General features: G+C 66.4%; 18 protein-coding genes, 1 tRNA gene and 1 pseudogene. 7 read left to right on the top strand and 13 right to left on the bottom strand.

Going from position 1 to position 21,708, the window contains the following annotated elements:
• The first annotated feature begins 262 nt into the window (after positions 1–262).
• The 3 genes from AC1D2L_RS15025 to AC1D2L_RS15015 are packed head-to-tail and all read left to right on the top strand — an operon-like array spanning position 263 to position 4,052.
• Complete coding sequence (locus tag AC1D2L_RS15025) at positions 263–769, top strand: 2Fe-2S iron-sulfur cluster-binding protein (protein ID WP_476846686.1); 507 nt, start codon at positions 263–265, stop codon at positions 767–769.
• Positions 766–1,755 carry an FAD binding domain-containing protein gene (locus AC1D2L_RS15020; RefSeq protein ID WP_476846685.1) on the top strand — a complete coding sequence of 330 codons (990 nt, stop codon included), beginning with the start codon at positions 766–768 and terminating at the stop codon, positions 1,753–1,755. The genes AC1D2L_RS15025 and AC1D2L_RS15020 overlap by 4 nt, the downstream gene beginning before the upstream one ends.
• Positions 1,752–4,052, top strand: coding sequence for a xanthine dehydrogenase family protein molybdopterin-binding subunit (locus AC1D2L_RS15015; RefSeq protein WP_476846684.1), 2,301 nt, complete (start codon positions 1,752–1,754; stop codon positions 4,050–4,052). Before AC1D2L_RS15020 ends, AC1D2L_RS15015 begins: the two co-directional genes overlap by 4 nt.
• A gap of 53 nt (positions 4,053–4,105) precedes the next feature.
• Here AC1D2L_RS15015 and AC1D2L_RS15010 read toward each other — a convergent pair whose 3' ends face one another.
• The 6 genes from AC1D2L_RS15010 to AC1D2L_RS14985 form a co-directional block, all read right to left on the bottom strand.
• Positions 4,106–4,510: an AtzH-like domain-containing protein gene (locus AC1D2L_RS15010; RefSeq protein ID WP_476846683.1), complete on the bottom strand. Its 405-nt coding sequence runs from the start codon at positions 4,508–4,510 to the stop codon at positions 4,106–4,108.
• Entirely contained in the window at positions 4,507–5,679 is a 1,173-nt protein-coding gene (locus AC1D2L_RS15005; RefSeq protein ID WP_476846682.1) for an amidase, read from the bottom strand. Before AC1D2L_RS15005 ends, AC1D2L_RS15010 begins: the two co-directional genes overlap by 4 nt.
• A 310-nt stretch (positions 5,680–5,989) precedes the next feature.
• Positions 5,990–6,065, bottom strand: a tRNA-Thr gene (locus AC1D2L_RS15000).
• 70 nt (positions 6,066–6,135) lie between these two features.
• The gene (locus tag AC1D2L_RS14995; RefSeq protein WP_476846681.1) at positions 6,136–7,074 is read right to left on the bottom strand and encodes a prephenate/arogenate dehydrogenase family protein; all 939 of its coding nucleotides are present in this window, start codon (positions 7,072–7,074) and stop codon (positions 6,136–6,138) included.
• On the bottom strand, positions 7,074–8,180 hold the full coding sequence (locus tag AC1D2L_RS14990; protein ID WP_476846680.1) for a pyridoxal phosphate-dependent aminotransferase: 1,107 nt from the start codon (positions 8,178–8,180) through the stop codon (positions 7,074–7,076). Before AC1D2L_RS14990 ends, AC1D2L_RS14995 begins: the two co-directional genes overlap by 1 nt.
• A 170-nt stretch (positions 8,181–8,350) precedes the next feature.
• The gene (locus AC1D2L_RS14985; RefSeq protein ID WP_476846679.1) at positions 8,351–9,187 is read right to left on the bottom strand and encodes a chorismate mutase; all 837 of its coding nucleotides are present in this window, start codon (positions 9,185–9,187) and stop codon (positions 8,351–8,353) included.
• A 170-nt stretch (positions 9,188–9,357) separates the two neighbouring features.
• On the opposite strand from AC1D2L_RS14985, the gene metX reads away from it, so the two are divergent.
• Both metX and metW read left to right on the top strand, forming a co-directional pair.
• Positions 9,358–10,527 carry a homoserine O-acetyltransferase MetX gene (metX, locus tag AC1D2L_RS14980; RefSeq protein ID WP_476846678.1) on the top strand — a complete coding sequence of 390 codons (1,170 nt, stop codon included), beginning with the start codon at positions 9,358–9,360 and terminating at the stop codon, positions 10,525–10,527.
• Between the two features lie 2 nt (positions 10,528–10,529).
• The gene (metW, locus tag AC1D2L_RS14975; protein WP_476846677.1) at positions 10,530–11,153 is read left to right on the top strand and encodes a methionine biosynthesis protein MetW; all 624 of its coding nucleotides are present in this window, start codon (positions 10,530–10,532) and stop codon (positions 11,151–11,153) included.
• A 254-nt stretch (positions 11,154–11,407) separates the two neighbouring features.
• Here metW and clpB read toward each other — a convergent pair whose 3' ends face one another.
• Positions 11,408–14,029, bottom strand: coding sequence for an ATP-dependent chaperone ClpB (gene clpB / locus AC1D2L_RS14970; protein ID WP_476846676.1), 2,622 nt, complete (start codon positions 14,027–14,029; stop codon positions 11,408–11,410).
• Between the two features lie 181 nt (positions 14,030–14,210).
• Between clpB and AC1D2L_RS14965 the strand changes: the two genes are divergently transcribed.
• Together AC1D2L_RS14965 and AC1D2L_RS14960 are read left to right on the top strand one after the other, a co-directional pair.
• Complete coding sequence (locus AC1D2L_RS14965) at positions 14,211–14,555, top strand: DUF2293 domain-containing protein (protein ID WP_476846675.1); 345 nt, start codon at positions 14,211–14,213, stop codon at positions 14,553–14,555.
• An 82-nt stretch (positions 14,556–14,637) separates the two neighbouring features.
• Complete coding sequence (locus AC1D2L_RS14960) at positions 14,638–15,426, top strand: MOSC domain-containing protein (RefSeq protein WP_476846674.1); 789 nt, start codon at positions 14,638–14,640, stop codon at positions 15,424–15,426.
• Positions 15,427–15,498: 72 nt separating this feature from the next.
• Here the strand turns inward: AC1D2L_RS14960 and AC1D2L_RS14955 are convergent, their stop codons facing one another.
• The 6 genes and pseudogenes from AC1D2L_RS14955 to ptsP all read right to left on the bottom strand — a co-directional run bounded on the left by AC1D2L_RS14955 (position 15,499) and on the right by ptsP (position 21,598).
• A complete protein-coding gene (locus AC1D2L_RS14955) occupies positions 15,499–15,912 on the bottom strand; it encodes a hypothetical protein (RefSeq protein WP_476846788.1) in 414 nt (137 codons plus the stop codon).
• Between the two features lie 471 nt (positions 15,913–16,383).
• A pseudogene (locus AC1D2L_RS14950) lies at positions 16,384–16,575 on the bottom strand (DUF4167 domain-containing protein); the annotation flags it as partial.
• Positions 16,576–16,964: 389 nt separating this feature from the next.
• Complete coding sequence (gene prmC / locus AC1D2L_RS14945; protein WP_476846673.1) at positions 16,965–17,825, bottom strand: peptide chain release factor N(5)-glutamine methyltransferase; 861 nt, start codon at positions 17,823–17,825, stop codon at positions 16,965–16,967.
• Positions 17,826–17,866: 41 nt separating this feature from the next.
• The gene (locus AC1D2L_RS14940; RefSeq protein ID WP_476846672.1) at positions 17,867–18,115 is read right to left on the bottom strand and encodes a hypothetical protein; all 249 of its coding nucleotides are present in this window, start codon (positions 18,113–18,115) and stop codon (positions 17,867–17,869) included.
• Between the two features lie 72 nt (positions 18,116–18,187).
• Positions 18,188–19,273 carry a peptide chain release factor 1 gene (prfA, locus tag AC1D2L_RS14935; protein ID WP_476846671.1) on the bottom strand — a complete coding sequence of 362 codons (1,086 nt, stop codon included), beginning with the start codon at positions 19,271–19,273 and terminating at the stop codon, positions 18,188–18,190.
• Positions 19,274–19,330: 57 nt separating this feature from the next.
• The gene (ptsP, locus tag AC1D2L_RS14930) at positions 19,331–21,598 is read right to left on the bottom strand and encodes a phosphoenolpyruvate--protein phosphotransferase (RefSeq protein WP_476846670.1); all 2,268 of its coding nucleotides are present in this window, start codon (positions 21,596–21,598) and stop codon (positions 19,331–19,333) included.
• Between the last annotated feature and the right edge of the window lie 110 nt (positions 21,599–21,708).

The raw sequence follows: 21,708 nt of genomic DNA, 5'->3' as shown, positions 1-21,708 counted from the left end.
GAGCCGGCCCTCTCGCGGGATGCCGCTCGTTTTGAATTTGTCGCAGGAACAACTGTCGCCGGTTGCGGTTGAGCAGCAGTCACGGTGCCGCGGGGCAATGCCCGGTGTCTATGACGCCACTCCGCGCCGCCCGGACGCACCCGATCCGTCGGGCTGAACCAGACGATCCCGCCTTCTGCGGCAACCGCTTCGTCGTAGCTGCCGCAGAGTATTGTCAGTCTGGCCTGGCCCACCGTGCAGCAATAACGGGAGTGAGCCTGCGATGCACTTCACCATCAATGGGAGACGCCTCGAGGTCGAGGCGGATATCCGGACGTCGCTGCTCGATCTGCTGCGCGAGACCTTGGGCCTGACTGGCTCGAAGAAGGGCTGCAACCAGGGCGCCTGCGGAGCCTGCACCGTGTTGGTCGACGGCGAGCGGATCAACTCCTGCCTCGCCCTGGCGGTCCAGTATGAGGGTCGCGCGATCACGACCGTCGAGGGGTTGGGCGAGCCCGGCGCGTTGCATCCGCTGCAACAGGCCTTTGTCGAGCATGACGGCTTCCAGTGCGGCTACTGCACGCCCGGGCAGCTCTGCTCGGCGATCGGCATGGCCGACGAGGTCCGGCGCGGCATTCCCAGTGTCGTCACGCAGGATCTTCGAGCGGGGACAATCACGCTGGACCATGCCGAGCTGCGCGAGCGCATGAGCGGCAATCTCTGCCGCTGCGGAGCCTATAACGGCATCGTCGAGGCGATCACGGAAACCCTTGGCAAGGAGGCCGCATGATCCCCTTCAGCTATTCCCGACCGCAGGACGCCGCCGATGCAATCCGGCTGGCCGGCGCCTCCAGCGCCGCGAAATACCTTGGCGGCGGCACCAATCTCGTCGACCTCATGCGCGAATCCGTCGAGGCGCCTGACAGCCTCGTCGACGTCACTGGCCTGTCGAGCGCCATCGAGGCGAGTCCAGATGGCAGCCTGATGGTCGGCGCGGCCGCCAAGAACACCGCGCTGGCGGCGGACCACAACGTGCGCGAGCGCTTCCCGGTCCTGTCGCGAGCGATCCTCGCCGGCGCCAGCGGCCAGATCCGCAACATGGCGACCGTCGGCGGCAACATCCTCCAGCGCACCCGCTGCACCTATTTCTACGACGGGGCCGCGCGCTGCAACAAGCGCCTGCCCGGCGCCGGTTGCGATGCGATCGACGGCTTCAATCGCTATCACGCGGTGCTCGGCGCGTCGCCGTCCTGCGTCGCCACGCACCCGTCCGACATGTGCGTTGCGCTGGCGGCCCTCGACGCAATCGTTCATCTGGAAGGCCCCGGCGGACGCCGCACCGTAGCCCTGGCCGATTTTCATCTCCTGCCGGGCGGGACGCCTCATATCGAGACGGTTCTGGAGGCCGGAGAACTGATCACCGCCGTTGAAATTCCGACCGTCTCCTTCGGCTCGCGGTCGACCTATCGCAAGGTGCGCGACAGGGCGAGCTATGCCTTCGCCCTCGTCTCGGTCGCGGCTGCGCTCGACATCGACGAGCGAGGTCTCGTTCGCGACGTCCGGATCGCGATCGGCGGCGTCGCCCACAAGCCCTGGCGCGCCCATGCAGCCGAGGCCGCGCTGAGGGGTCAGCGCGGGCAGGCTGCGGCCTTCGCGCAAGCCGCAAGCGTCGAATTCGCTGAGGCAGCCGGCCTTCAGCACAACGCCTTCAAGATCGGCCTCGCCCAGCGAACCCTGGCGGCCGTGCTCGAGGAACTGTCGGGAGACATGGCATGAGCCTGATCCAGGATGTGATGAAGACGGCTATCGGGCTTGCTCCGGAAAGCTGGCTGCCGGGTGGAACGCCGGATCCGCTGATGCGCAAGCATGGCATTCTCGGCAAGCCGGTGTCGCGCATCGACGGGCCGCTCAAGGTCATGGGGCGAGCGCGATTCGCAGCCGAGGTCACATTCCCCGGCATGGTCTATGCCGCCCTCGTCTACAGTACGATCGCGCGCGGACGGATCGCGACGCTCGACACCTCGGCCGCCGAGGCTGCACCCGGCGTCGCGCTGGTTATGACGCATCGCAATGCACCACGCATGAAACCGCCGCCGTTGATGAACTCCAAGCCGAAAGCCGCAGGCCCGAGCGACCTGCCGATCATGCAGGGTCCGGAAATCCACTGGAACGGCGAAACGGTCGCGGTCGTCCTGGCCGAGACGCAGGAACAGGCGGACTTCGCCGCCGGCCTGATCGACGTCACCTACGAGGCCATGCCCGCCGTGACGGCATTCGAGGTGGCCAAGACCAGGGCGCGCGCGCCCGACAACGTGCTGGGCGAGCCTCCCGAACTCGATATCGGCGATGCGGAGGCTGCCCTGAAGGCTGCGACCTATGCGGTCGACATCGACTACGAGACGCCGCGCCACAACCACAATGCGATCGAGCTGCATGCAGCCACCATCATCTGGGAAGGCGATCAGCTCGTCGTCCACGATGCAACGCAGATGGCCAACGGCACGGCCTGGACGCTGGCAGAGATATTCGGGATCAAGGAAGACCAGGTTCGTGTTTTGTCGCCCTATGTCGGCGGCGGGTTTGGCGGAAAATGCCTGTGGGACCATCAGATCCTGGCCGCCGCGGCCTCTAAGCTCGCTGGCCGCCCGGTGCGCATCATGCTGTCGCGCGAGGGCGTCTTCCGGCTCATCGGCGGCCGAACCTGCTCGCACCAACGCGTCGCGATAGGCGCAGACGACGACGGCAAGCTGAAGGCGCTGATCCACACCGGCGTGGTGGCTATGACCACGCATAACAACTGTCCCGAGCAGTTCAGCTTCCCGGCCCGCCATCTCTACGCATCCGAAGCGATCAAGGTGTCGCAGAAGGTCGCGGACATGGACATGCTCGCCAACACCTTCATGCGCGCGCCCGGCGAATCCATCGGGACTTTCGCCCTGGAGTGCGCGATCGACGAACTCGCCGAACGGATGGCGCTGGACCCGATCGCGTTGCGGCAACGCATCGAGCCCGAGAAGGACCCGACGACCGGCAACGCCTTCTCCTCCCGGCATCTGATCGAGGCGTATCAAAGCGGTGCCGAACGCTTTGGCTGGCGGGAGCGCAGCGCTACGCCACGCGCGCGTCAGGACGGCGAATGGCTCATCGGCCTGGGTTGCGCGACCGGCACCTACCCGTACTACCGGATGCCGGGCGGCGCGGCCCGCATCCGGATCGGCGCGGATGGCCACGCGACCGTGTCGACCGCGGCACATGAGATGGGCATGGGCACCGCGACCGTACAGAGCCAGCATGCCGCCGAGCGGCTCGGGCTGGAGCTCGACCAGGTCAGCTTCGAGCATGGCGACACGAGGCTGCCGCCAAGTGCGCTGGCTGGAGGCTCCTCACAGACCGCCTCGATCGGCGCGGCCATCATCGCGGCCCATGAAAAGCTCGTGACGGAGTTGCTCCGGCTGGCCGGAAACGATTCACCGCTCGCAGGCCTGAAGCCCGGCGACATCGAGGCGCGGGCAGCAGGCCTCGGCAAGATCGGCGAAGCCAGTCGCCATGAAACCTATGTCTCGATCCTGGCACGGGCAAAGCGCGACGAGATCGTCAGCGAGGCGGACGCACCGATGCCGCTCGAGACCATGAAATACTCGATGCACTCCTACTCCGCGCAATTCTGCGAGGTCAGGGTCAGCACGGTCACCGGCGAGATCCGCGTCAGTCGCATGCTCGGTTCCTTCGACTGCGGTCGCATCCTCAACGCCAAGACCGCCGCCAGCCAGTTCAAGGGCGGCATGGTCATGGGATTGGGGCTGGCGCTGACGGAGGAGACGCTGTTCGACGAGCGGATGGGCCGGGTCATGAATCCCTCGCTCGCCGAGTATCATGTGCCCGTGCACATGGACGTGCCGCGCATCGAGGTGCTGTGGACCGATAGGCCGGATCCGCATGCGCCAATGGGCGCTCGCGGCATTGGCGAAATCGGCATCACGGGTGTCGGCGCTGCTGTCGCCAATGCGGTCTACAACGCGACGGGCAAGCGCATCCGCAGCCTGCCGATCACGCTCGACAAGGTGCTCGGCTAGGCAAGCGTTGCGCTAGACTAGGCACTGCCGGGTTGGGGGCGCGTCGGCGCCTTTCACCAGATCGGCGCTTCATTCATGGTCGAGACGTGGGCGGAGATCACTTTCCAGCCGATCTCGGGAAAGCGCACCCAGCTCTGGCTCTGCCTGCCGATCAGGTCGCGCCCGCGCACCTTGAACTCGAGGTTCACGGTCGCGATGTCGCGTCCCAGCGTCAGGATCTCGAGCCGGATCCGCTTCTCCTTGATCCCCGGCCCAGGCGGCCTTGCGACGCGATGACCATGTATTTCAGCGAAGCCGTAGCCGTTCTCGTGAAGGGCGTAGCGGATTGTATGCGGGCTGTTCCAGAAGGTCGCGTCGAGGACATCGACATTCTTGTCGATCAGAGCCTGCTCGTAGGTCTCGAACAGGGTTGCGACTTCGGCGACGATATCGGGAAGATTCGGAGCAAGATCGGTCACGCTGTCATCTCCAGGGCCTGTGCGACGGCAATCAACGCGGCATCGGCGCCGCGGCCGCCAATGATCGACAGTCCAACCGGGGCCCCGTCCACACTGGCGCCGGGCAGGTTGACCTGCGGCGAGCCCGTGAGGCCGCCTTGCGCGCAGAGGCAACTGATACGGTCCCGCAGGGGCTGCAACTCCGCCAGAGGCAGGCCACGCTGCGGCGCGGGAAACGGCGTCGTCGGCAGGCACAGGATGGTGCCCGGCGGCAGCAGGAACCTCAGCCTTGCCCGCGCCTCCTGGCGCATCAGCGCCGCCCAGTTGCGATCGGCAGCAGGCATCTGCGCCCCAATGAGAAGGCCCGATACGACGCTGAACGCCATCCGCGGATTGGCGCGCTCGATCCAGGGCTGGAACGTCTGCCAGGCCTCGACAGGCTGAAGGGTACGCTGCGCCCTCGCCCAGACGGAAAGGCCCTGCGGCGCCATGCTGTCTTCGCGCACCCGGCCGATCAGCCGTCCGAGCCGTTCGACCATGGGCTGCAAAGCGTCGGCCACCTCGGGATCGGCAAAGCCGAAGGCATCGGTTGCAATGAGCAGCGTCGTCGGCAGGGCGGCCGGCGCTTCGCCTAGCATCGCCGTAGATACCCGGGCGAAGACGTCCGCATCGCGCGCGAACCACCCGGTGGTATCGGAACTCGGGGCCTGCGGCATCATGCCGGACACGTCGACGCGGCCATGCGTCGGGCGGATGCCATAGAGTCCGCAGAAGCTCGAGGGCACCCGCACGGAACCGCCGGTGTCCGTGCCCAACGCGAAATCGCAGAGGCCGGCGGCCACTGCAGCGGCCGAGCCCGACGACGAACCGCCGGGCACCCGGTCGGGTGCCGCGCTGTTGATGGGCGTACCATCGAACGGGTTTTCCCCGAGAATGCCGAGCGAGACCTCATCGGTGACGGTCTTGCCGACGAGTTCGGCACCGGCGTCGAGCAGGGTCTGGACGGCCCAGCCATGGCGCTCCGGAACGGGATTGAATTTTGCCCAGTCATGATTGCCGCCGCCCGTCGCGACGCCCGCGACGTCGAACAGATCCTTGGCGGCGAAGCTCAAGCCCGAGAGTGGTCCGCCTGCCCGACCGGGGATGCGGATCCGCGATCCGGGCACGAATGCATTGACACGATCTTCCACTGGCAACCCTCGCTGAGCCGTTCCGGCGAGAGAACGGTAGACACGCCATCCACCGCTATCCCGGTCTCGCAGGCGGGTGTCCAGCCTGAAGATTGGTCATTGCTGGTCATGCGCTGGGCGGTACAGAGGCGTCGTGAATAACAGCCATGGGCCGGCCTTGCGCAAGGGCGAACCTCGCGGCCCAGCGGGGCGCATCGGGGCTGGCACTTTTCCTGCCGAAATGCGGCACTGACCACGAAAGAGCCGACATCGAGGGCAGTTCGCGGGCGCCGGTCCAGCGAAGCAGCTTGGGGATAGGTAACTTGGGGAGTGGTGCCGCTTGAGGGATTCGAACCCCCGACCCCCTCATTACGAATGAGGTGCTCTACCAGCTGAGCTAAAGCGGCGACGTGCAGGCATCTAGCAGCACGCCCGATTCTTGGCAAGGCGATCCCTGGCCCAAACTTCGAGAAACCGTCAGGGCTTCCGCAGTTTCTCCGTCTCGGGCTTCTCCTGCCCGAGCGCGACGATGCCGCGCCGGATGGCGCGCGTTCGGGTGAAATGCTTGTGCAGCGTCTCGCCATCGCCATAGCGGATCGCGCGGGTCAGCACCGACAGATCCTCGCTGAAGCGGCCGAGCATCTCCAGCACCGCATCCTTGTTGTGCAGGAAGACGTCGCGCCACATCGTCGGGTCGGAGGCCGCGATGCGCGTGAAATCGCGGAAGCCGCCGGCCGAGAATTTGATCACCTCGGACTGCGTCACCGCCGCCAGGTCCTCGGCCGTGCCGACGATGTTGTAGGCGATCAGATGCGGCAGGTGGCTGGTGACCGCGAGCACGAGGTCATGGTGCTGCGCCGTCATGATCTCGACGATGGCGCCCATCCCCTCCCAGAACTGGCGCGTGCGCTGGATGGCCTCGGGGGCGGTGTCCTCCGGCGGCGTCAGGATGCACCAACGGTTCAGGAAGAGGCTCGGGAAGCCGGCGTCCGGGCCCGAGTTCTCGGTGCCCGCCACCGGATGGGCCGGGACGAGATGGACGCCGGCCGGCAGATGCGGTGACACCGCGTCGACCACGGAGGCCTTCACGGAGCCGACATCGGAGAGAATTGCGCCCGGCTTCAGGAACGGGGCGATCTCTGCGGCGACCGCGCCGCACGCGCCCACCGGCACGCACAGGATGATGTGGTCGGCATCGCGGACCGCATCGGCGGCGGTCGCGGCGATCTCGTGCCCGAGCCGCAATTCGCCCGCCCGCATGCGGACGGCCTCGTCGCGATCCGACAGCACGATATGCCCCGCCAGGTTCAGCTCGTTGGCCGCATGCGCGATCGAGGAGCCGATCAGCCCGATGCCGATTATGGCGAGGCGGCCGAAGACCGGCTCGTCGCGGCGCGGGGCGAAGCTCTCGGCCATCACTCCTTGCCCAGGAAGCTGGCGAGCGCGGCGACGACGAGGCGGCTGGCCTCCTCCGAGCCGATCGTCAGACGCAACGCATCGGGCAGGCCATAGGCGGCGACGCCGCGCAGGATCAAGCCTCGCTGGGTCAGGAAGGCATCGGCCTCCTTGGCGCTCTTGCCCGGCGTGGCGGGGAAGTGGATCAGGATGAAGTTGCCAACCGACGGCGTGACCGTGAGGCCAAGCTTCTCGATCTCCGCCGTGGTCCAGGCGAGCCACCTGTCGTTATGGGCGATGGCAGCCGCGATATGCGCCTCGTCGGCAACGGCCGCGACGCCGGCTTCGAGCGCCGCTCCATTGACGTTGAAGGGGCCGCGAATGCGATCCAGGGCATCGACGACATGCGCGGGTCCGTAGAGCCAGCCGAGGCGCAGATTGGCGAGGCCATAGATCTTCGAGAAGGTGCGCGCCATCACGACGTTCTCGCTCTCCGCGACCAGTTCGATCCCGGCCGCATAGTCGTTGCGGCGGACATACTCCGCATAGGCCGCGTCCAGGACCAGCAGCACGTTCGAGGGCAGGCCGGCATGGAGCCGCTTGACCTGCTCGAAGGGGAGATAGGTGCCCGTGGGGTTGTTGGGGTTGGCGAGGAAGACGATTTTCGTCCGTGGCGTCACGGCCGCCAGGATCGCGTCGACATCGGCCGTGAAGTTGGTCTCGGGCACGACGACCGGCTTCCCGCCGGCCGCCAGGATGGCGATGCGGTAGACCAGGAAGCCGTGCTGCGTGAACACGCCCTCATCGCCGTCGCCGATATAGGCCTTGGTGATCAGTTGCAGCAGTTCGTCGGAGCCGGTGCCGCAGAGAATACGCGAGGCGTCGAGGCCATAACGGCCGGCGATGGCTTCACGCAACTTGGAGGCAGAACCGTCCGGGTAGAGCTCGAGCTTTCCGGCCAGCGCGCCATAGGCGGCCACCGCCTTGGGGCTCGGGCCCAGCGGGCTCTCGTTCGAGGACAGCTTGTGCAGCTTGACGCCCGCGGGCGCAGCCGACTTGCCGGGCACATAAGCCTCGATGTCGAGGACGCCGGGGCGGGGAACGGGGCGGGATGTGGCAGCGGCCATAGCCAGTCGACTTTCGGTTTGATCTCCTCGCCGTCATCACGGCCGGAGCGAAGCGAAGAGGCGGGATCCATTCCTGAACGTCGTCGGTCGAGGTTTGGAAATGGATCCCGGGTCTCCCTGCGGTCGCCCGGGATGACGGTGCGGACGTCAGTTAAGATAGAACATCAGCTTCAGGAACGGGCGGATTTGAAAGCGAAGCGGGCGGCGTGGCTGCCGATCTCGGCGAAGTCGCTGAGCCCGGCGGGCAGCAGCGCGTCGCGGATCGCGCTCTGGTCGACCTCGCCGGAGGCGGCGACGAGCAGCGAGAGATGCGATCCATCTGCGGCGCTGGCTGAGACCTCTGCGAGATGCTGGCCGAGCGAAGCGCCAAGCGCCTGCGACCAACGCTCGACGCGGGCGGCATAGAGCACGATCTCGCGCACCGCAGCATCGGCCAACGGCTTCGCCACACAATAGACCGGCGTGCCGGCGGGATGGTTCGGGCGCTCGATGAAGGGCAGGCGCGCGATGATCTTGGGGCTGTCGGGGCCGATCAGGTCGCGCCACCAGATCCCGGCGCTGGCGCCCTGGTCCATGCGGAAGATGCCGAGGTCGCCAGCCGACTCCGCCACAGCCGCGATCACGGCGCGCGCATCCTCATGCGTGACGAAGGGCACCGTGAAGCCGAAGTGGAAGCGGGCGGAATCGCGCATCGCCGCATCGCCGCCGGAAACGTCGGCATGGACCGCGTAATTTGCCTGCACATACGTGAAGGTCGCGATGATGATGCGCCAGATGCCCTCGATCGTATCGAGCGGCAGCAGGCCTTTGTGACGCAGCGCGAGGCGCTTCATCATGTCGGCCTCGCGGCCTGGCCGGAAAGCGGAGCCGGAAGCCTGCGTTTTCTTGACTGAGATCAGGGTCTCGATGATCGAGGAGCGCTCCATCAGGAGCGCGTGCATCTCCGAGTCGATACGATCGATCTCGCTGCGAAGGTCGGCAAGGGTCGTCGGAGCGGCTTCGGTCATGGCCTGATCTTACTGGTTGCGCGCGTGTCTTAGCTCTCAATACGAGGCTTGGCAAAGCCACTCCATTGCATCGATGCGTTGACAGCCAAGCGTATGCGCGCCATCGATCTGGTTCGATCTTCCGAACAAGCCGACCGACACGACAAATCTGACTGCCAAAGCGGACGACTATGGCGAATGAGTTTCAAAACCTGGCGGACCCGCTGAAGGAGGCCAACGAGCCTTCGAGCCCCGTGGCGCGCTTTGGACCAGACGCGCCGCTGCGCATGGACAGTGGCGTCCTGCTCGAAAACTGGCAGATCGGCTACCAGACCTATGGCGCGCTCAATGCAGCCAGGTCGAACGCGATCCTGGTCTGCCATGCCCTGACCGGCGACCAGCATGTCGCGAGCCGCAACCCGATCACCGGCAAGGGCGGCTGGTGGACGGCGATGATCGGGCCCGGCAAGCCGATCGACACCGACCGCTTCTTCGTGATCTGTGCCAATGTTCTGGCCGGCTGTACCGGCACGACAGGGCCCGCCTCGACCAACCCTGAGACCGGCAAGCCCTGGGGCCTGTCGTTCCCGATGGTGACAATCCGCGACATGGTGCGGGCTCAGGCCGCGCTGGTCGATTCACTGGGGATCGAGACACTGTTCTGCGTTGCGGGCGGCTCGATGGGCGGGATGCAGGTGCTGGAATGGGCAGCGAGCTATCCCGACCGTGTCTTCTCCGCCCTGCCGCTTGCGACCGCCGCCAAGCATTCGGCCCAGAACATCGCCTTCCACGAGGTCGGCAGGCAGGCCGTGATGGCCGATCCCGACTGGCGCGGCGGGCGCTATCTCGAAGAGGGCACGCGCCCGGCCAAGGGCCTGTCCGTGGCGCGCATGGGCGCGCACATCACCTATCTCTCGGAGCCCGCCCTGCACCGCAAGTTCGGCCGCAGGCTGCAGGATCGCGAGGCGCCGACCTTCTCCTTCGACGCCGATTTCCAGGTCGAGAGCTATCTGCGCCATCAGGGTATCTCGTTCGTCGAGCGCTTCGACGCCAATTCCTATCTCTATGTCACCCGCGCCATGGATTATTTCGACCTCGCGGCCGACCATGACGGCGTGCTGGCAAAGGCCTTCGCCGGCACCAAGACGCGCTTCTGCGTCGCCTCCTTCACCACGGACTGGCTGTTCCCGACCGCGGATTCGCGCGCCATCGTGCACGCGCTGAATGCGGCCGGCGCCTCGGTCTCCTTCGTCGAGCTCGAGAGCGACAAGGGCCACGACGCCTTCCTGCTCGAGGAGCCGAACCTGTTTGCGACGACGCGCGGCTTCATCGGCGCGGCCGCACGGGCCAGGGGAATTTGACGATGGCCCTGACCGACAACCAGACAAACCGTATCGACCTCAAGCTTGTCGCCGAGATGGTGGCGCCGGGCTCGCGCGTGCTCGATGTCGGCTGCGGCGACGGCGCGCTGCTCTCGATGCTCGCGGACACTCGCAATGTCGATGCGCGCGGGATCGAATTGTCGCGCGAGGGCGTGGCCGGCTGCGTCGCGCGCGGCCTCTCGGTAATCCAGGGCGATGCCGACACCGACCTCGCCGAATACCCGGACGACAGCTTCGACTATGTGATCCTGTCTCAGACGATCCAGGCGACGCGCAATCCGCGCCTCGTGCTGGAGCACATGCTGCGGATCGGCCGGCGCGCCATCGTCTCCTTCCCGAATTTCGGGCATTGGCGGATGCGCAGCCAGGTCTTCTTCATGGGCAGGATGCCGGTGACGGAGGCCCTGCCCTATTCCTGGTGGGACACACCCAACATCCATTTCTGCACGATCCGCGATTTCAAGACGCTGTGCGAAACTGTCGGCGCCGAAAAGGAACTCGCCGTCGCGCTGGATGCTGCCGGCGGACGTGTCGGCGTCAGCGCGCCCTGGTGGTTCTGGAACCTGTTTGGCGCGCAGGCCGTGTTTCTGCTGAAGCGGGGCTGACCGCCAGCGCCGACATGGTCGGGCTTGTAACGGCCGTCTTTTGAGTTCCGGCACACCGGAAGCACGCCGTCATCCCGGACTTCGCGAAGCGGAGATCTGGGATCCATTTCGGAGCGCTTGCCGGCGAGGCTCGGGAACCCGGGTCTCCCTGCGGTCGCCCGGGATGACTGCACGTCGCGCGATTTCGATCGAGTTCCGATGACGCGAACCTCGGGGCACCGCCATGCGGCGTCCCGAGGTTGATGCAAGCCGCCTCAGTTCAGGGGCACGCCGGCGGGGCGCTTTTCCTTCACGGCAGCGATATCGCCGAGCATCAGGCTGCCCGGCCCGACCGTGACCGGCACCACCTCGCCGTCGCTGACCTTGCCGGCGAGCAGGAGTTCGGCCAGCGGGTCCTGCACCGACTTCTGGATCGCGCGCTTGAGCGGGCGCGCGCCATAGGCGGGGTCGTAGCCCTTGTCTGCCAGCCACTGACGGGCATCGTCGGACAGCTGCAGCACGATCTTGCGGTCGGTCAACAGCTTGGCGAGCCGGGCCATCTGGATGTCGACGATGGCGCCCATATCCTCCCGCCTCAGGCGGTGGAACAGGATGATGTCGTCGATCCGGTTCAGGAATTCCGGCCTGAACGCGTGCCTGACGACGCCCATGACCTCGTCGCGCACAGCCTCGCTATCCTCGCCCTCGGGCTGGTTCACCAGATACTCCGAACCGAGGTTCGAGGTCATGATGATCAGCACGTTGCGGAAATCGACGGTGCGGCCCTGGCCATCGGTGAGACGGCCATCGTCGAGCACCTGCAGCAGGACGTTGAACACGTCTGGATGCGCCTTCTCGACCTCGTCGAACAGCACCACCTGGTAGGGCCGGCGTCGCACGGCCTCAGTCAGGGCACCGCCCTCCTCATAGCCGACATAGCCGGGAGGCGCGCCGATCAGCCGCGAGACCGAGTGCTTCTCCATGTATTCGGACATGTCGAGCCGCACCATCGCGGTGTCGTCATCGAACAGGAACGACGCCAGCGCCTTGGTCAGCTCGGTCTTGCCGACGCCGGTCGGGCCCAGGAACATGAAGGAGCCGATCGGCCGGTTGGGATCCTGCAGGCCCGCGCGTGCGCGGCGAACGGCGGTGGAGACCGCCTCGACCGCCTCGCGCTGGCCCACGACCCGGGCCGACAGCACATCCTCCATGCGCAGCAGCTTTTCCTTCTCGCCCTGGAGCATGCGATCGACCGGAACACCGGTCCAGCGACTGACGATCTGCGCGACATGGTCAGCCGTGACGGCCTCCTCGACCATGCCCGAGGTGTCGCCGATCGCCTCGATCTCGGCCAGCGCCTTTTCGAGTTGTGGGATCTCCCCATAGGCAAGCTCGCCGGCGCGCTGGTACTCGCCCTTGCGCTGGGCCTGCGCCAGTTCGTTGCGGGCGTTGTCGAGCCGGGTCTTGATCTCGGCGGCGGCGCCGAGCTTGTCCTTCTCAGCCTTCCAGCGAGCGGTGATGGTGGCCGAGCGCGTCTCGAGTTCGGCAAGCTCCGACTCCAGGCGGCCCAGGCGCTCCTGCGAGCCCTTGTCGCTCTCCTTCTTCAACGCCTCCTGCTCGATGCGCAGCCGCACGATCTCGCGGTCGATGGAATCGAGCTCCTCGGGCTTGGAATCGACCTGCATGCGCAGCCGCGCGGAAGCCTCGTCCATCAGGTCGATGGCCTTGTCGGGCAGGAAGCGGTCGGTGATGTAGCGGTTCGACAGCGTCGCGGCCGACACCAGCGCCGAATCCGTTATGCGGACGCGGTGATGCTGCTCGTACTTCTCCTTCAGGCCGCGCAGGATCGAGATCGTGTCCTCGACCGAGGGCTCATCGACGAAGACCGGCTGGAAGCGACGGGCGAGCGCCGCGTCCTTCTCGACATATTTGCGGTACTCGTCGAGCGTGGTCGCACCGACACAGTGCAGGTCGCCCCGCGCCAGAGCCGGCTTCAGCAGGTTTGACGCATCCATCGCGCCGTCGGATTTGCCTGCGCCGACGAGGGTGTGCATTTCGTCGATGAACAGGATCACGCCGCCCTCGGCCGCCGAGACCTCGTTGAGCACGGCCTTCAGCCGCTCCTCGAACTCGCCGCGATATTTCGCGCCGGCGATGAGCGAACCCATGTCGAGCGCGAGCAGTTCCTTGTCCTTGAGGCTCTCGGGCACGTCGCCATTGACGATCCGCAGCGCCAGCCCCTCGGCGATTGCGGTCTTGCCGACACCGGGCTCGCCGATCAGGACAGGATTGTTCTTGGTCCGGCGCGACAGCACCTGGATGGTGCGGCGGATCTCCTCGTCGCGGCCGATGACCGGGTCGAGCTTGCCCTCGCGCGCCGCTGCCGTGAGGTCGCGGGCGTATTTCTTAAGCGCGTCATAGCTCTGTTCGGCCGACGCGGAATCCGCCGTGCGGCCCTTGCGCAGCCCCTCGATGGCCGTGTTGAGGCCCTGCGGCGTCACGCCGGCCTTGGCAAGCGCCTTGCCGGCCTCGGTGTCCTTCTCGACCGCCAGCGCCAGCAGCAGGCGCTCGACCGTGACGAAGGAATCGCCGGCCTTTTCGGCGGCCTTCTCGGCGGTGTCGAAGACGCGAGCCAGGCCAGGCGTCAGGTTGATGCCGCCTGCGCCACCACCGCTGACCTTGGGCAGCTTGGCAAGGCTGGCATCGGTCAGCTGCAAAGCCAGCTTTGCCTGCCCGCCCGCACGCGTGATCAGGCCGGCGGCCATGCCTTCATTGTCGTCGAGCAGCGCCTTGAGCAGATGCTCAGGCGTAAACTGCTGGTGGCCCTCGCGCAGCGCAATCGTCTGCGCGGCCTGCAGGAAACCCTTGGCCCTGTCGGTGTACTTATCGATGTTCATTCGCAATCACTCCGCCCGCCGGCACGCCCCGAAGCGACGTGGGTCCGGCTGCCTTTCAAAAAGATGGAGCGCCCTGACGAGCCGCCCCTCGCCGCATGAGATAGGTGTGACATCGGCGCAACGGAAGGGGTCCGCAGCGACGATAGTTGACGCCGGCCGCCGGGGCGGCGAGCCTGTCGCCATGGCCGGGACCAAACGCCAACAGGCAATTCGAAAAGCACTGCGCGCGTTGGCGCCCGGCATCCCGCTCGCGGATGCCGAGGCCGTGCTGACGCTCGCCGAACGACGGCACATGAAGGACCTGCCGCCCTCCACAGCGCTCTGGCTGTCGCTGGGGAGCCATGTCCGGCACGTCCATACCGACTACGAGCAGCTGCTTGCCGATGGCTATGATCGCGAGGCCGCGCGGTTCTTCATCGCCGACGACACCGATGCCGTGCTAGCGGGCTGGGGCTGCCAGCGCTCCGTGATCGAGCTGGAGGCGTCCGAGGAAGAGGCGATCAAGGTCAAGGTCACCCGGCGCTGATCGGATCATCCACGTAAATTGACTATCGCGCGCTCGAGATGCCGCTACCTTGCCTTCCACCTGCCTGACCCGGACCAGTTCCATGCGCATCGCCTCGCTTTATCGCTACCCCGTCAAGGGCCTCTCGCCCGAGCGCCTGGCCACAGCAGAACTGGCGGCAGGACACTACTTTCCCGGCGACAGGCTCTTCGCCATCGAGAACGGGCCGTCGGGCTTCGATCCAGCCGAACCCGTTCACCAGCCCAAGATCAAATACTTGATGCTGATGCGCAACGAGGCGCTGGCCCGGCTGAACACGCGCTATGACGATGACAGCGGCGCGCTCGTCATCGGCCTCAAGGGCCAGGAAGTGCTGCGCGCGGACACCGCGACGCCCGAGGGGCGCGGGCAGATCACCGCCTTCTTCGAAGATTTCATGCCCAGCGAGTTGCGCGGAAAGCCGCAGTTGCTGAGCGCACCACCCAGCTATCGGTTCACCGATTCGCGCTCGGGTTTCGTCTCGATCATCAATCTCGCCAGCGTGGCGGATCTCGCGGAGCGGATCGGCGCGCCCGTCGATCCCCTGCGCTTCCGCGGCAACATCATGGTCGAGGGGCTGGAGCCGTGGGCGGAACTCGACCTCGCCGGCCGGGAGCTGACCACGGCATCGGGCGTCCGACTGCGTGGGATCAAGCGCATCGAGCGCTGCGCCGCGACCAATGTCGACCCGGTCACAGCCGCCCGCGACCTGCAGATTCCGAAGGCCTTGATGAAGGCTTACGGACATGTCGACTGCGGGCTCTATTGCGAGATACTCGGCGCAGGCACGCTCTCGGAGGGTCTCCAGATCCGCATCGACGAGACAGCCCAAGGACCGCTCGGCCTCGCCTGAGACCAACGGAAAAGGGCCCCTTGCGGGGCCCCTTGATGATGTGTCTCGCGTGGCGGCCGGAGCCGCATCGGCTTATTCGGTGACGTTGTCGAGGTCGGAACCCGAGCCGAGCGCGTCCATGACCTCGCGCGGCGAACGCCGGCGGCCACGCGGCCGCTTGGGAGCAGCATCTGCCGCCTGAGCATCCGGTGCATCCGTCACGGGCTGCGCCGCGACGGGAGCCGCCACAGGTGCAGGCGCGACTGCGGGCGCCGGTACCGGAATGGGGACAGGCTCCTCGGCGACTGCAATCGGGACCCGGACAGGCGTGGTGAGGAAGGACGGCAATGCCGCCGCAACGTCATCACCGGCTTCATGCTCGGGCTCGCGCTCACGGCGCGGACGACGTTCCGGGCGCGGACCGCGTTCGGGACGATCACCACGCTCGAACCGACGCTCGCCCTGAATCGGAGCCGGAGCCGGGATCGCGTCGGGCTGCTCGCCCATGCCGACAGGAATGTCGGAACGCGGCGCGTCGGGGCGCGGTGTGTAACCGCCTTGGACCGGCTGCCCGCCTTCGGCACGATCGAACCGGCGCTCGCCGCGATCGTTGCGATCGCCGCGATCGAATCGGCGCGGGCCGTTGCGATCGCCGTTCTGGCGGTCATTGTTCTGGCGGTCAGGACGCTCGAAGCGCTGGCCACCCTGCTGGCGGTTGTCGTTGCCTTCGCCGTCCTGGCGAGGGGCACCGTTGCCGTTCATGCCGCCCTGGCGCTGCTCGCCATTGCGCTGATCGGAAGGCTGCGGTGCGCCGGGCTGGAAAGCCTGCACCTCATCGTCGCCCTCCTCCTCGCCTTCCTCGCCATCATCGTTGAAGGCGCGATTGGGCGGGAAGCTGTGGCCGAACTGCTGGGCCATCTGCTCCTGAGCCGCCAGCAAGATCCGATAATAATGCTCGGCGTGCTGGAAATAATTCTCGGCAGCGACAGGATCGCCAGACGACTGCGCATCGCGGGCAAGCTGCAAATACTTCTCGGCAACGTGCTGAGCCGTGCCGCGAACCTTTACGTCCGGACCGTTCGACTCGTAGCTGCGCTGCAACGGATTTGGGGACTTGCGATTGCCATTGTTGTTGCTGCCGCTGTTATTGTTGTTGTTACGGCCGCGCATGCGCCGGTTCTGACCTGGTCTCATTCGCGTATGTCTCGCGCTCTATGCTCAAAGCAACCGTGACGGCATCATGCGCGTACCAATGCACAGCGGGTTGCGACGCTGCATCGGCTGAGTGTGACCTGACGGGGTGATACGCCGTTCTTGGCCTTCACGCGCTCTTTTCCACCAAGGGCTTCCCGCCCTGTGAGCCGATCGGCGCCTCCGCGCCTCCGGATGTCAAATCTGGGTTGTCAGTTCCGTCAATCCACGGACATCGCCCAAGGCAAGCCTTACCATTGAGGGGACTGCTCGAGGCTCGGCGCTGACACACACCAGCTTCGGCTGACTGTGTACATAGCCGTTTTCCTGCACGGCTCCAAGCAAAATCGCATTAAAGCCTGTTGATATCACGCAATCGCGAAGATCAGGGCGCGGATATGATCTCCGAGATCGCGGCGCGAGCCGCGATGAACGAAGCCCGATGCCTCCATGATGGCGACGACGTCGGGCTCCTGCCCGGCCCCGATCTCGAATACAACGGAGCCCCCGGGAGCGAGCCGTGCCGGGAGGCCTGCCGCAAGAAACCGGTAGGCATCGAGCCCGTCGCTACCGCCATCGAGCGCGCGCATCGGGTCGTGCTCGCGTACGCCTACGCTCAACCCGGGGATCTCGCCGGCCGGGATATAGGGCGGATTCGAGACGATCAAATCGAAGCGGCCGACCAAACCGTCGACCCAGTTGCCGGGCTGGAAGCTGCAGCGATCACCGACACCGTTGAGCTCGGCATTTCCGCGCGCGGTCGCGCAGGCTTCCTCCGAGATATCGACGCCGAGGCCGCGCGCCTGCCCGCATTCACTGAGCAGGGATATGAGCAGGCAGCCTGTCCCGGTGCCGAGATCGAGGATCGACATCGGCTCCTGGCGACGCGGGCCGAGTTCGGCAAGCGCGGCCTCGACAATCGTCTCGCTGTCAGGTCGCGGCTCGAGCGTCGCGGGCGAAAGCTTGAAGGTGAGGCTCCAGAATTCTCGCTCGCCCAGGATGCGCCAGATCGGCTCGCCAGCGATATGACGGGATGCGTACGCGTCGAGCAGCACGATCGTGGCCGCATCGAGCGGCGCGAGCGGGTCGAGCGTGGAGGATGCGTCACCCAGCGCGCCTTCGACAAGATAGCGCGCATCCTGCGCTGCCGTGTCGCTGCCGGCATCGCGAAAACGCGCGGCGATATAACGCCGCGCGTCGAGGATGGTGGCAATGCCTATCGGGGTCACGCGCTCTGCCGTGACCTCGATACCTGGCCGAGGCGCAAGCCTCAGATGCCTTCCATGTTCCTGCGCATGCAGATCGCCACCTTCTGGCGGATCGCCGAGCGGCTCTCGCGAGCGCCCCGCATCTGCTGCTCGCAGAGACGGCGAGCCTGTGCCTGCGTCATCGACTTCTGAAGGGGCGCCGCCTCGCCCCGCGTGATCGACCGCAGCGCCCGCTCCTGGGCCTGTGCCTGGCCCGCAACGGAAAAGACCATCATCCCCGTGATCGCCAAGCCCGATATCATCCTGAACATTGTGTCCTCCAGCCGATTCTTGTTTCGGTGAAGTCTCAACGCCTGACTGCGAAAAGAGTTTCACGGGGGTCGTCACGACGAACTCTGCGAAGCGAGCAGCGCGGCCTGGTGTTCGGCGGTCAACGCATCGATAATGTCATCGAGCACCAGGCCCTGCATCATCTCGTCGAGCTTGTAGAGGGTCAGGTTGATGCGGTGATCGGTGACGCGACCTTGCGGGAAGTTGTAGGTTCGTATGCGCTCGGAGCGATCGCCGGAACCGATCTGCGAGCGTCGGTCGGCAGCGCGATCAGCGTCGGCTCGGGTGCGCTCGATGTCGTAGAGTTTCGCGCGCAACAACTCATAGGCGCGCGCCTTGTTCTTGTGCTGGGACCTTTCATCCTGAACGACGACAGCAATCCCGCTCGGGATATGGGTCAGTCGCACCGCTGATTCGGTCTTGTTGACGTGCTGGCCGCCAGCACCGCCCGCGCGCATCGTGTCGATGCGGATGTCGGTGTCGTTCAGGACGACGTCGACATCGCCGGCCAGCGGCAGTGTCGCGACCGTGGCTGCGGAGGTGTGGATGCGCCCACTCGTCTCGGTATCGGGCACGCGCTGGACCCGGTGAACGCCCGATTCGAACTTGAGCCGGGCATAGACGCCCTTGCCTGAGATCTCGGCGATGACCTCCTTGTAGCCGCCCACGGTCCCCTCGCTCTCGGAGAGGATATCCACGCTCCAGCCCTTCTGGGCCGCATGGCGCTGGTACATCCGCAGCAGGTCTCCGGCAAAGAGCGAGGCCTCGTCGCCGCCAGTGCCGGCGCGGATTTCGAGGATGACGCCGCGCTCGTCGGCAGCATCTTTCGGCAACAAGGCGATCAGGATCTCGCGGGCGCGGGCCTCGATCTCGATGCGCGCCGCATCACGCTCCTCGTAAGCGAGGTCGCGGAACTCGGAATCGGTGGCGGGATCGTCGATCAGCCCCTCGGCCTCGCTCAAAGTCGCCAGCGCCTGGCGCCAGGCGGAAATGGCGGAGACGACGGGATCGAGCTCCGACAACTCCTTGGCAAGCTCGACGGTGCGCACGGCATCGGCCGAGCGGTTGATCTCGTCGGTCGCGGCGGCATGGCGCGCGATGATGCCGTCAAGGCGATCCTGGGGAAGCTGAAGCGACATCGTGAACTCGGCTACGGACTATGTGGGGTGGGCAGGCAGCGGCGGCAAACGGCGTCGCTAGACCGGCACTTTCAGCTCATTGGCGAGCGCAGCCAATTGCGGTCGCAGGCTCGTGACGCCCTCGGGAGAGGCCAGCATCCAATCGATCCGCTCGCGCAGCTTGCCGACATCTAGCGCGCGCAGCATCGCCTTGACCGGCCCGATAGCCGAGGAGGCCATCGAGAAGCCGCGATAGCCCAGCCCGATCAGGGCCATGGTCTCCAATGGCTTGCCGCCCATCTCGCCGCAGACGGTGACCGGACAGTCCGCCTCGCCCGCAGCCTCGACGATGCTGCGCAGGGCCCGCAGCGCGCTGACGCCGAGCGGGTCGAAGCGATCGGCTACGCGCTTGTTCTCGCGATCGGCCGCAAACAGGAATTGCATGAGATCATTGGTGCCGATCGAGAGGAAATCGGCCTCGCGGGCGATCTCGGCCAGTTCGAACAGCAGAGACGGCACCTCGACCATGACCCCGAGCTGCATCGTCGCCGGCGGGCTGTGCCCTTGCTTGGCCAGCATCGCCTGCTCCCGGGTGACGATCGTGCGGGCCCGGCGAAATTCGTCGACCGTGGCGATCATCGGCAGCATGATCTTCATGTCGCGGCCGGCGCCCGCTCGCAGCAGGGCGCGCAACTGCGCCCGCAGGAGGCGCGGCTTGTCGAGGCCGATGCGGATCGCACGCCAGCCCAGCGCGGGGTTCTCCTCCTCGACGCGCTCCATATAGGGCAGCACCTTGTCGCCGCCGATATCCAGCGTGCGGAAGGTCACAGGCTTGCCCTGGGCTCCGGCGAGGACGGCGCTGTAGAGCGATTGCTGCTCGCTGGTCGTCGGCATGTGCTGCGCGACCATGAACTGGAGCTCGGTCCGGAAAAGGCCGATGCCGGACGCGGCGGTCGCCTCCAGGTTCGGCATGTCGACGAGCAGCCCGGCATTGATCTGCAGCGAGATCTCGACGCCGTCCTTGGTGACCGACGGCAGCGCCTTGAGCTTGCGGTACTGCTCCTGCTTGCGCGCCCGCAGCCGCGCCTTGTCCTTGTAGGCGTTCTCGACATCGGGCTGCGGCCGGATCTGGATCTCGCCGGCCTGGCCGTCGACGATGACGGCATCGCCAGACTGGATCAGCGCCGTCGCATTGATGACCTCGCCGACGGCGGGAATGCCCAGGGCGCGCGCGACGATGGCGATATGACTGGTCGGACCGCCCTCCTCCAGCACCAGCCCACGCAGATGGGCGCGCTCATAGTCCAGCAGCGCGGCCGGCCCCATCGAACGGGCGATCAGGATGGCGTTTTCGGGCAGCTCCTCGCGGGCGACGCCGTTGGCCTTGCCCATCAGTGTGCGCAGCAGGCGGTTGGCGAGGTCGTCGAGATCGTGCAGGCGCTCGCGAAGATAGGGGTCGGTCTGGCGCAGCATCTTTGCGCGCGTATCGGATTGCACCCGCTCGACGGCCGCCTCGGCCGTCAGGCCCGTCAGCACGACGTCGCGCATGCGCCTGAGCCAGCCCTGGTCATGAGCGAACATGCGGAAGGTCTCGAGCACGTCGCGATGCTCGCCGGTGTGGGCGACATCGCCGCGCTCGACCAGTTCGTCGATCGAGGCGCGCATCTCGCCGATCGCGGCCTCGAGTCGCTTGACCTCGCCGGCTGGATTCTCCGCGATCAGATTGGTGATCGCGACACGCGGCTCATGCAGCACGGCATGGCCGAGCCCGACGCCGTCGGCGAGCGAGACGCCGATGCCGTGGATCGGCCGGTCGAGCCCGATCGAGGCACCGGGCGCGGCGAGCGACTTCAGCCCGCCAGCCGCGATCATCTCCGCCATGATCATGGCGGTGGTCTGCAGCGACTCGATTTCCTCGTCGCTGTAGAGGCGCGTTGCGCGGTTCTGGATGACGAGCACGCCCATCACCGCGCCGCCGCGCAGGATCGGCACGCCGAGGAAGGAGCGATAGATCTCTTCGCCGGTCTCGGGACGATAGGAGAAGGAGGGGTGGTTCTGGGCGTCCGACAGCGCAAGCGGTTCCGCCTCGCGCGCGATCAGGCCGACGAGGCCCTCGCCTGCGCGCATGGTGGTGAGGTGGACCGCTTCCCGGTTCAGGCCCTCGGTCGCGTAGAGTTCTAGCGAGCCGTCCTCGCGCAGGACATAGACCGAGCAGACCTCGGCAACCAGATTGCCCGCGATCAGGACGACAAGCCGATCCAGCCGCTCCTGCGGGCTGATCGAGGCTGCCATCACCTCACGGAGGCGGCGCAGCAGAACGCCTGGTCCTCCGAGAGTACCTCGCATCAATCTGAGCCCTCCGCCCGCCTCCTCAGCCATTACAGCCGATACCTGGGGGACCTCGGACAGCGCCTTGCCGAGTCGCAAGCGCTCCCGAGGTCTTGCCGCTTTCTAGC

This window comes from Allobosea sp. P1_B10 (genome assembly GCF_056406735.1).
The sequence above is the reverse complement of the archived record's forward strand: the minus strand, read 5'-3'. Positions and strand labels throughout refer to the sequence as shown.